Source organism: Candidatus Culexmicrobium sp. (assembly GCF_058356305.1).
Genome location: NZ_JBTVBB010000040.1, coordinates 1 through 10249, shown reverse-complemented (window position 1 = coordinate 10249; position 10249 = coordinate 1). Strand labels below are relative to the sequence as shown.

Here is a 10249-nt window from a genome sequence, read left to right as displayed (position 1 = left end):
AAGAAAACCCTTATTCTCTCCAACTAATTCACCTTTCCTTTTCCAAATCTAATTTTGACACATGTTACACCAATAACACCATAACATGATGAGTCAAAATAATCCTCTCGAAATCTAGGGAAATTTCCAACTTTAACACATTTCAAAATAACCAGACTTCTTCATCCAACAATTCAAAACATCACCCTTACAATTTTACTTTTCCCTACTTCTTTTTCTGAACCAAGTCCTAATAGACAGAAATGTAGGCGGAGTCACCAGCAAATATGCAGTTATTCCAGCTAAAAATAATGTTGAAGTAATCCATGAGTAAAACTCCCAAAAACTCATAGACTTCCAATCCAAACCAAAAATTGGAAATAACCAGTAAAGAAGAGTACAAACATAAAATCCACCTAAAAACTTAGAGAGCAACCATCTAACCAACCTCAACCTAAGCATAAAATCACCAAATAAGCATTAGTAAACCACAAAATAAATCTTTAAAATCTCCATGAAAAGAGTTGGGCATAAAATGTTATTTACATCATTAATAAACTTTTAATCTCAATCATACATTTTGACCAAATTTTAACTAGATTTCTTCTTTTCCCTCAAGCATAATGGACAGTTAAATTTCCTACAAGGTTCATATGGGTGATAGTAAAAGAATATTTTATGCCTCCTACAATAAGCCAAATAAATTTCAATTGGCCTCTTCGAATATAAGTCTGCATCAGTATATACATATGTTGAGCCGAACAGTAATGCTTTAATCTTACTCCATAAAGAGGGCCTAGGATTAATTGCAATCACTGGATATGGAATATTCTTAAATGAATTTAAAATTTCAACAACTCTACCTATTTCTGATTTCAAAGTTCCCCTCTCAACAACTCTCATATAAACCTTAAGAGCCTCAACCATTAACTTAAATTCCCTTTCACCAAGAATTAAATGAACATAGTTCTCATTCAAAAGCAAACCTCCAAATTAAATATTATCAACAATTAAGCCTTAATAACATTTCAGCCATTAATTATCACTATTCCAATTTTCATCCATAACTTACTTGTGACTCCTAACTTGTAGATAAGAGAGTATTGAGAATATAATGTAAGCCACCCCTGACAAGATGAAGGGCACTTGATATCCATACTTCTCCATCAATATGCTAAATATGATTAACGATAGGAATTCAGTAATCCTCATTGGTATATGGAGTATTCCAATATCTATCGACAATGTATCCCTCCTATCCTTACTTACCATAGCTATTATTGACTCATAAAACCTAGTTCCAAACCCACTTGCAACAGCCAATAAAACAATAAAAACAGACATGAAGTATTCAGATGAAAATGGTAAAAACATACATGCAACCAAATACATTACACTCTGAATAATTGCCCTAGCCAAACTAAGTGACATCCCCATTGTTATAAAAACTATTATAGACGATACTATACTATACACCATAAATACTCCTCCAATCATCATATAATTATAGCCAAGCACCCTAGACATAAAAACTGGAAGAACAAGCGACGTTAAAGGATACCTAGCCAAACTATTAACAGCCATAATCACAGAAACACACCAAAAATCCCTACCCTTACCCCTAAAATCTAAAGCTCTCAAAGCACAAATTAAATCCAGCCTAGCCTCTTTCCTCCCCTCACTCCACAAAAGCACAGTTGGATATAGAAGCATCATAGACGCGATAAGAAGTACTATAAATGCACTCCAAGCCCCAACCAAAGACATTACAAATCCAGTAACAACTCCACCAATAGCAAAGCCAAGCGTAACAACACCAATAACCCTAGTAGCCTCACCAGCCTCTCTCCTAGGCGACAACAGATAAGTGGCAGTCCTACTAACAGCCCAATAAGCTGAAGCAGAAACCCCCTCCATAACCTTACCAATAGCAAAATCTAATGGCGAAACAGCCATCAAATAAATCAAAGTAGCCAAAGTCAAAGCCGACCAATTAACAAGGAAAATAGGAGACCAACCAATCTGATCAGCCAAAACAGCAAACAAAATCCTAACAAAAAGAAAGACAAATGGAAGAATACTCATAATAACGCCAATCTCAGCCAAGCTAACACCTCTCTCCAACAAGACTAGCGGGATTGCGATACCTAATCCGCCTGAAACAAAGCTTGTTAGAAATGATGTTAGTAACACTCTCCACATAGCAGCATCACCGATGTGACAGCATAAAATTAAACAACATGTATAAAACGATCATTAATAGAAATAGTTTTACCTAGCTTTTCACCACAATTACCAGTTAAATTCATTTAGATGTGTTAGTAATCATTTTAAGGTTGATTATTTTTGATTTTTAGTGTCCATGGGGTTTCCACATCCACACTGCATAGTTTGGTGGCGCTATTTCTGGTGGTTTTGGTAGAATTCTTCTTTCTATAAGCTTCTTAACTGTGTATCCCATCAATATGTGGTATATTAGTTGTAGGTAGTCTCCAGCTCCTTCTAGATGATCTGAATAGTTTAGCTGCCTATAACTTTCCAATATCCTGTCTATGTTGTCTATTACTGCTTCTGCAATTTTTACTGAAACTTTTTCTACAATTTCTGTTAGTCCTATTTTATCAACTTCCCTTATTACTGGTATGTTGAGTTCAACTCTCCCATCAACCATTCTTATCAACTTCAACTTCCTTAGTCTTTCAATGCTTTGAAGGTGTTTCGTAGCCTTTATGCTATCGAGTGGTACTGACTCTTTGAATAGGAGTGATAGAAGCTCTTTGTTTTCCTTAATTTTTCTCATTAGCTGGGTTACATCTATTTCTCTTGTGAATAGTGTACTGTGCAAAACACTTATTCCAAATCTATTAAGTTTATTTGAGTTTACCCCCAAATGTGGTATTTCCCAGCTGTTTTCAGCTCCTAGGAAGGGAATGATTTTCTGCCAGTAACTGTAGAGTTTGCGTATTCCTTTTTTCTCTTCAAGTTTCTCTATTTCTCCCAGTGTGCCGAAGTCTAGGATTAATGCATCAACAACTATGTGGGCTAAGTCTTCCCATTTAAATCCCCTTGAAAATGACAACTTCATAACCTTTCCTTTAATTTCTTCATAGTCCTCTTCTATTATGTTTGCTTCTAATTCTGCTATTGGATCCAGATATCTCCTAATCTTCTTAAATAAGTTGACTGTTAGAATTGGAATTGCAACTAGAAACCTATTCTCTATTCTGTAAATTAATCTTCCCTTTTCCAACATTCTCAACATTTTATGGACCTCATCTACATCCATTCTCAACCTTAATGATAATTCATTAATAGTCATGCTTTTCTCACTTAACAAGTATAAAATTTCGCCAACTTTCGGATTTACATACAATAGCTCCCAAGGATTAACTCCAAATCTATTAATAGCCTTTCTACCGTCACCAACACAAAAGAATATTACCAGTAATTTCCCATAAGGTTTCTTTGACATGTTGCTTCACTCCAGTTCTGCTTATATTTTAGGTGATTTGAACTGTTCCTAAGACCCTTATTTTGTCTGATAGGATTGCATAGACTTGTGATGGTATTGTTAATGGCCCCATTACAATTGTTCTTTCTATGACCTTGTCAGCCAGTTCTGGGTCTATGTCCATTGCAAGTGTTAATGGGCCTAAACATCCTATTAATACTTTCCTTCCCGCTCTAAACCAGCTTTCCAATAGTCTATTATCTATCTCCATTGGCGCCATGAATACTATCTTTGATGTTCTCCCTCTTCACTTACCATCTCTGCTACTCCAGTGTAAGTTATTTCTCTTTCAACTAGTCTTGCTGTTTTAGCTATGGTTCTCAGCGTATCTTCAATTCTCGGTATTAATACCATTTCTATTGCTTTTGATAGATTTCTAAATTCAAGTCTATATTCACGTCCAATATAGTCTATAAGCCCTAAAGTGTGTAGGTCATCTAAATATTTTCTAGCTGTATTTGGACTTATGTTGAATTGCTTTGCAATTTCAGTTGATGTGACACTGCCTCTTCTCTCAATGTATAGGTACATGTCTTGAGCTAATTTTCAAGTCCTAGTGAATACATAACCCATCGCTTAATGTATTCCTCACGTTTTTCCTCTGGTATTGCTTCTGGAGGTCTAAGCTTCCTAACAATCCATTCGGCTAGTACTTCAAATTCTTCATTCATCATCCTTCACCTCATAAACAATTATTGATGAAGCCTTAACGTCTACACTATCAGACTCACAAGTCTCCAACCTCTAACTCTCCATCATCAACTAGAATTCCTCAGACTAAAATTATCACTATCTACTTGCTGTACTAAACCTTCAGCTTCAATGGTTCTACCAGAATAAACATGAACACCGATAACCTTAACCTTCACAACACCCTTCTCACTAAGATACCTTATATATGGTATAGCTTTCCTAACACTACTAAAACTTCGTCCACCCACAACTTTACTAGAACTATAGGTTCTAAAACTTGATTCAACCCTAGCAATACTCTTCAGAACCTCAATAATCCTGGGTAAAGTTCTCCTTAAAATAGCCTCACCGAGTGAATACTTCAGATAATACTCTCTACCCAACTTCTCAACAATCCCTAAGGTATATAATTTATCTAAAATACCTCTAGCCTCATCTTCACTGAAACTGAACTCCTCAACCAAGTCCTCCACTGTTGTAGAACCTCTAGAAGCCAAGTAAAAGTAAACTCCCTGCCCTTTATCATCTAGTCCAAGAGAAGCTAAAATCCATCTCTCTCTGTCCTCCTTTAAATCGTTGCTGGGAGGTTTAATCTCCCTAATTTTCCACTCAGCTAAGATTTCGGTGCTAAACATACTCTACCTCCAACTCAAGTTTTTGCGTTAAACACAAACCTTATTGCGTTTAAACATTACTTGAACCATTGAAAAAGTTCAAAGCCCTTATTAACATTACTTCACTAATATGCTCTAATAATAGAATAGATGGCATAAAACTGATTGAATTTGCTTTTTACAATGTGTTATGGAAAGATTTTTATGGTTCCGATGTGGAACTTAGTTTCGGTGTGGAACCATGCTTTTTGATCTTCGACCTAAAAGCTCTAGAAGAGACTTGTTTAATAGGGAGAGGGAGCTTAAGGTTCTTGATGACGCTGTTGAGCGTTGCGATCCACTAATACTTGTTTTAGGCATTAGGCGAATTGGTAAAACTTCACTTATCAAGTCATTTCTTGAAAATTGGACTGGCATCTATATAGATATGAGAGGAGTTTTGAGAACAGCTGACTTATATGAGAGAATTAGTGAAGGCCTATCATCTGGAATTAGAAAGTTGAAACGATATTTAAAGGGTATTCGTGGAGTTAGGGTGTTAGGCCTTGAGGTTGAAGTTAAATGGAAGGGGAGAGATTCCATAAGTCTTCTAGGATTACTTGAGGAGCTTAACAGGTGTGAGGAGAGAATCGTCGTAATATTTGATGAAGTCCAATGGATTCGACCACCAATATCAATGGAAGTAAAATCTTCAATAGCATATACATATGACAATTTAGACAATATTTCCATCATATTAAGCGGCTCAGAGATAGGTTTACTACGAAGCTTTGTAGGTGTGGATAATCCAAATTCTCCACTATATGGCAGATATTTCCTGGAATTACCAGTTGAACGTTTTCCTAGAGATCTTTCAATTAAATTTCTAAGGCAAGGCTTTAATGAGTTAAATGTTAATGTTGATAGGCACGTTATTGAAGAGGCAGTAAATTTATTTGATGGTATTGTTGGATGGCTAGTATTTTTCGGCAGATCATATGTTGATGGAGTTAAAAATTTAGATAGAATTCTCGACATAGCAATTCAATTGGCATTAAACGAAATAAATAAGCTGAATAGAAGGGAGCGACTGATACTTAAAGCAATAGCTGAAGGAGCAAAATCATGGTCATCAATAAGAAGATATATTGAGGAGAGAGAAGGAATAACCATACCAAAATCATCATTAACTAGAACCATAAAGAAACTAGAGAAACTAAGCATAATTAAAAATTACAATTTCCTAGACCCAATATACGAAAAGGCGTCTAAGAGAATATAAAGCATAAAACTGAATTCAATCACCCCCATCCAATACAGTCAATCCAAATATATTCTGAATTTAATTTTAATTCATGAAGTGCAGGGTAGATGAATTTATAGTTGATGATTTCCTCCAAGTGAAATTAAAGGTCTACACTATTGGTGATGGAGAACCATCAATTCTAATTACTGGCGGAATACATGGAGATGAAACAACAGGAGTATATGCAACCTTCAAATTAAAAGAATAACTTATTAAATGTAGATTTGATGGGAACAGTAAAGATTATTCCAATTTCAAATCCACTGGCATTTAGAAGTAGATTGAGGGCATCACCAATAGACAACGTAGATCTAAATCGAGTATTTCCAAGAAATCCTAATGGAAGCCACACCAATAAAATAGCTGCAAAGATATGGGAGATAGCTCAAAAAGCAGATTACATCTCAGACCTACACTGCTGCGGTCAAACCTGCTATCCATACATACTTGCAATTCACAAGGAATACGAATATGTTAAAGACTATATTCTAAAGATACTGCTACCCTACACTGTGGAGTCGTCAAGCCTAAGAGGACAACTATTCATTGAGGCTTCACATCAAGGGAAAACTGCAGCCATAATTGAAGTTACAGGGGGGAGAGGAGTATACAATCCAGAAATTGGTGAAATGCTATTCGAAGCAGTTAAGGGATTGCTAGTAAACTTAAACTTAATCGCTGGAGAGAAAAGGGATAGAAAACCAAAATTATATGATAAGCTGAATCCAGTAACAGTCAATCTAGAAGGATTCTCTAAACCGAAATTAAGGGCTGGAGTTGAAGTTAAAAATGAAACCATAATTGGAGAGATAGACGGACGTGAAGTTAAAGCTGGAATAGACGGTTTATTAATAAGAATTGCACCACCATCCTACATATTCAAGGGCGAGTCAATTGCAAGTATAGCTGGAAAACTAGAATAACCTAGTCAAAATTCTTTATATATTTCCCGTCACTTTATTTACCTAATTATTAAATCAGTCATTTAACGATAATTGTGAGTGATGGGATTGACTAAAGAAAAGGAGCACTGCCACTAGCAATGACTTCAAGCTTCTTCTCAAACATGATAATGAACATTAACATTAAATTACACTGGAGTATATGCAACCGAGATAATTAATTTAAGTCCAAGTCAGCTTGGAACAGCATCATCACTAAGCATAGTAGTAACACAAATAGCACAACCAATTTGGGGTAAATTAGCAGACAAGATAGGTAGAAAGCCCCTATTATAATTTCACCAATATTCACATCCATATGGACCTTCGCATATGCAATATCACAAAACTTCACACAAATACTCATATTAACACTAATTGGAAACGTTGGAGGAACTGCATTAATGACAGCCTCAACCATATACCTACTAGACACAATCCCACTTAAAGAGCAAAGAGCAACACTAACATCAATATACAACATGTCAACCGGAATAACACAAGCAATAGGACAATACATTGGAGGGCAACTTGGAAGCATAATAGGCCTAAGAGAAACAATGATGATAACTGGAATACTAAGACTACTCTACGCCATTCCAACACTAATACCCCCAGAAACAATCAAACAACCCATAGCACAAAAATAACTAAATGAAACCCCACATAATCATGAACAAATGATAATAGTTTGTCTTGATGCTTGAATATTATACATCTCAAATTTTATATCTCCATGTTGTTTACAAGTAATGATCATGAAGCGAGATATATGAATAATTTACTTTAGTAATACATGTTCTCAATGAATATAACTTTTAAGATATTCTGAAGCCCTCATTGCCCCCGACTTAAATTTTACTAACAATTCATTATCGTAAGTTATTAGCGGTGCTTCAAGTTTTTCTGATAATGCAGCATACAATGCATCATAAATAGTTAAGTTTAACTGATATGCCAGTTTAATTGCATCCTCAACTATCTCATTTGAATCTGTTAAATTAACTTCAATTGCCCTTAGTGCTTTAACTGAATTTACCACATCTTCACTTGATAATCCTGGAGTAGATCTAAGTATGTTTGCCAATTCTATTAATGCAAAGTCACATGTGCAAATCTTTACTTCACCATTAATGTGTAAGTCTCTTATTTCCCTACACTCCTTTGATTCATTCTCTCTTAAGAACCATTTTGCTATTGCACTAGTATCCATGACTACCTTTATATCGCTCATCTCTAAATCTCCTTATAACCTCTTCAGATACTTCAATAGGTTTAGCTTTTAAGGAAACTTCATCCATAATTTTTAAAGCCCATCTAATTTTCTCCTCTCTAATCTTCTCTTCAATTGCCTTCCTTACAACTTCACTCCAATTAATATGAGGAAACTCTTTCATAGCCCTCTTCAACTCTATTGGTATTCGAACTGATACCGTCGTACTCATAACACATCGTCCAACAATATAACATGTGTATATATAAAATTTGTGTACAAAAATTGCATTACAATGTATTAACTCACTCTAATTATAACATCTAAATACTTTGTTATATTCAATTCGAAAGCAATGCATATCTAATTAATACATAGTACCCTCATGCAAAATTCAGTCTTAAACAAATTTACAACATATCGTTTCCATCTAGCTTTACTGATTGGGGGAATTGGGTTATACTTCATGGACTTTAGCTCCCTATGGCATGTTTTCTCCAGACTTATTTTATTTCATGTTGATGAGCAAGGGTTTCCAACAATTGCTGCTTTTCCAGTTGATAGGCTTGAATCTGGAAGGAAAAGTTCAGAATATCTTTCAGTCAATTTGGCTACAAGACTTCTCATTTAGATAATTTGTGGTACCTATAAAAGAGAGGATGAATAGAAGCTACAAGATGAAAATAAGAGTTAAGCTGAGATCATTATGATAATCACATATAACTTTCATTTTAAGCTGTGCAGATAAGGGTTGTATAAAATTAAATTGTACTGCTCTTTACTCTAGGAATGGTAGTGTACTTCCAGCATAAGGCATTATAGTGATTGAAGCATCCTTTCCATAGACATTTAATAATGTTTTAAGGGCTTCATTAATATTGCTTATTGGCTTCATAAATTCTTTCATTACAATTTTCTTTTCAATAATTTTCCTGAAATTTGGATTTGTAAAGATAAGGATTTTTGCATGCTTGAGCAGTCTAGCTATTGCAAAGGCTTTATGGCCTCCTAGAATGAATCCACTCTTTTCCAGTCTTGCTATGATATCATCTGGACTTGAGGCCTCCATTAACCATCTCTCAAATATTTCATTTCCAAATCCCTCACTACACTCTGCTAAAAGTATTATGGTTCCCCCATTCTTAACGGCATAGGATGCATTTTCTAAAGCTTTCTGAGCTTGATAGAAATTTATATCCTTAGGGAAGCCTCCTGCTGAAGCTATGACTATGTCTGCCCTTTGAACTATTGGAATTTTATATAAAAAGTCAACTGTTTTAACTCCAGCTCTATGAGCTTCTATAAAGTCACCAGCCACAGCATCAACTATCTCTCCCTCCTCATTAAGAACAACATTGACAATATAATCTAATCCAGCCATTTTCACACCCTCCTCTAAATCTTCCCTAACAGGATTTCCATCAATTCTCCCTGGCTCAGCTCCACTAAGCAACATTAAAGAATGATTTTGCTGTATTGTCTCAAAGGAGGCGACACCTGGTATCATAGATTTTCCTCCACCACTATAACCTGCAAAATAATGAATATCAATATTAGCAACCCCTACCACAAAGTCACAATCCAATACACCCTTATTAATAATAACTTCAGTTCCACGCCTAGTCCTACCAATATACTCTAAATTCAATTTATCTCTCGCATCATGATTCACAGCCCTTACTCTCCTAAAAATTTCAAAACCAATAAGCCCAGCCATTTCCTCAACAGTCAATTTTCTATGCATACCATTTGCAAAGAAAACTATAATGTCATCATCTCTAACACCCATCCTATTCAACTCATAAACAAGATGAGGTAAAATCTTATAGCTTGGACAAGGCCTCGTAATATCACTAACTAGAAGAGCTATCTTCATACCCCTCCTAACCATACTCGACAATCTTCCACAGCCTATCGGATTATTTAAAGCCCTTCTAACCATATAATCCTCATCTACAACTGAAATCCTCCTAGGCTTCAAAACAGAAACTACATTACTAGATGGAACATCAA

16 protein-coding genes are annotated in these 10249 nt (G+C 35.3%); 5 read left to right on the top strand and 11 right to left on the bottom strand.

All coding sequences use genetic code 11. The annotated features are described in order from the left end of the window. Positions 1–195 precede the first annotated feature (195 nt). The 8 genes from ACW8TM_RS10505 to ACW8TM_RS10470 all read right to left on the bottom strand — a co-directional run bounded on the left by ACW8TM_RS10505 (position 196) and on the right by ACW8TM_RS10470 (position 4818). Complete coding sequence (locus ACW8TM_RS10505; protein WP_491533245.1) at positions 196–441, bottom strand: hypothetical protein; 246 nt, start codon at positions 439–441, stop codon at positions 196–198. 129 nt (positions 442–570) lie between these two features. Then, positions 571–957 carry a hypothetical protein gene (locus ACW8TM_RS10500; protein ID WP_491533244.1) on the bottom strand — a complete coding sequence of 129 codons (387 nt, stop codon included), beginning with the start codon at positions 955–957 and terminating at the stop codon, positions 571–573. Between the two features lie 90 nt (positions 958–1047). Then, positions 1048–2181, bottom strand: a complete 1134-nt coding sequence (locus tag ACW8TM_RS10495; RefSeq protein ID WP_491533243.1) for an MFS transporter — start codon at positions 2179–2181, stop codon at positions 1048–1050. A 151-nt stretch (positions 2182–2332) separates the two neighbouring features. After that, positions 2333–3451 carry a hypothetical protein gene (locus ACW8TM_RS10490; RefSeq protein WP_491533242.1) on the bottom strand — a complete coding sequence of 373 codons (1119 nt, stop codon included), beginning with the start codon at positions 3449–3451 and terminating at the stop codon, positions 2333–2335. A gap of 28 nt (positions 3452–3479) precedes the next feature. Beyond that, positions 3480–3701 carry a hypothetical protein gene (locus tag ACW8TM_RS10485; RefSeq protein ID WP_491533241.1) on the bottom strand — a complete coding sequence of 74 codons (222 nt, stop codon included), beginning with the start codon at positions 3699–3701 and terminating at the stop codon, positions 3480–3482. Between the two features lie 14 nt (positions 3702–3715). Next, the gene (locus ACW8TM_RS10480) at positions 3716–4021 is read right to left on the bottom strand and encodes an HTH domain-containing protein (protein WP_491533240.1); all 306 of its coding nucleotides are present in this window, start codon (positions 4019–4021) and stop codon (positions 3716–3718) included. An 8-nt stretch (positions 4022–4029) separates the two neighbouring features. Next, a complete protein-coding gene (locus tag ACW8TM_RS10475) occupies positions 4030–4161 on the bottom strand; it encodes a hypothetical protein (protein WP_491533239.1) in 132 nt (43 codons plus the stop codon). 87 nt (positions 4162–4248) lie between these two features. Further along, a complete protein-coding gene (locus ACW8TM_RS10470; RefSeq protein ID WP_491533238.1) occupies positions 4249–4818 on the bottom strand; it encodes a hypothetical protein in 570 nt (189 codons plus the stop codon). A gap of 220 nt (positions 4819–5038) precedes the next feature. Between ACW8TM_RS10470 and ACW8TM_RS10465 the strand changes: the two genes are divergently transcribed. The 4 genes from ACW8TM_RS10465 to ACW8TM_RS10450 all read left to right on the top strand — a co-directional run bounded on the left by ACW8TM_RS10465 (position 5039) and on the right by ACW8TM_RS10450 (position 7673). After that, positions 5039–6058, top strand: a complete 1020-nt coding sequence (locus ACW8TM_RS10465) for an AAA family ATPase (protein WP_491533237.1) — start codon at positions 5039–5041, stop codon at positions 6056–6058. A gap of 73 nt (positions 6059–6131) precedes the next feature. Next, the gene (locus ACW8TM_RS10460; RefSeq protein ID WP_491533236.1) at positions 6132–6290 is read left to right on the top strand and encodes a hypothetical protein; all 159 of its coding nucleotides are present in this window, start codon (positions 6132–6134) and stop codon (positions 6288–6290) included. Positions 6291–6309: 19 nt separating this feature from the next. Then, entirely contained in the window at positions 6310–7005 is a 696-nt protein-coding gene (locus ACW8TM_RS10455; protein WP_491533235.1) for a succinylglutamate desuccinylase/aspartoacylase family protein, read from the top strand. Positions 7006–7313: 308 nt separating this feature from the next. After that, positions 7314–7673 (top strand): MFS transporter, encoded by a 360-nt coding sequence (locus ACW8TM_RS10450; protein WP_491533246.1) that lies wholly within the window; start codon positions 7314–7316, stop codon positions 7671–7673. Between the two features lie 152 nt (positions 7674–7825). Here the strand turns inward: ACW8TM_RS10450 and ACW8TM_RS10445 are convergent, their stop codons facing one another. Both ACW8TM_RS10445 and ACW8TM_RS10440 read right to left on the bottom strand, forming a co-directional pair. Further along, the gene (locus tag ACW8TM_RS10445) at positions 7826–8257 is read right to left on the bottom strand and encodes a type II toxin-antitoxin system VapC family toxin (RefSeq protein WP_491533234.1); all 432 of its coding nucleotides are present in this window, start codon (positions 8255–8257) and stop codon (positions 7826–7828) included. Continuing rightward, complete coding sequence (locus tag ACW8TM_RS10440; protein WP_491533233.1) at positions 8226–8468, bottom strand: VapB-type antitoxin; 243 nt, start codon at positions 8466–8468, stop codon at positions 8226–8228. The genes ACW8TM_RS10445 and ACW8TM_RS10440 overlap by 32 nt, the downstream gene beginning before the upstream one ends. A gap of 234 nt (positions 8469–8702) precedes the next feature. Between ACW8TM_RS10440 and ACW8TM_RS10435 the strand changes: the two genes are divergently transcribed. Continuing rightward, positions 8703–8867, top strand: a complete 165-nt coding sequence (locus ACW8TM_RS10435) for a hypothetical protein (protein ID WP_491533232.1) — start codon at positions 8703–8705, stop codon at positions 8865–8867. Positions 8868–9014: 147 nt separating this feature from the next. Here ACW8TM_RS10435 and ACW8TM_RS10430 read toward each other — a convergent pair. Beyond that, a partial coding sequence (locus ACW8TM_RS10430) for a nickel-dependent lactate racemase family protein (protein ID WP_491533231.1) occupies positions 9015–10249 on the bottom strand: 1235 nt, incomplete at its 5' end.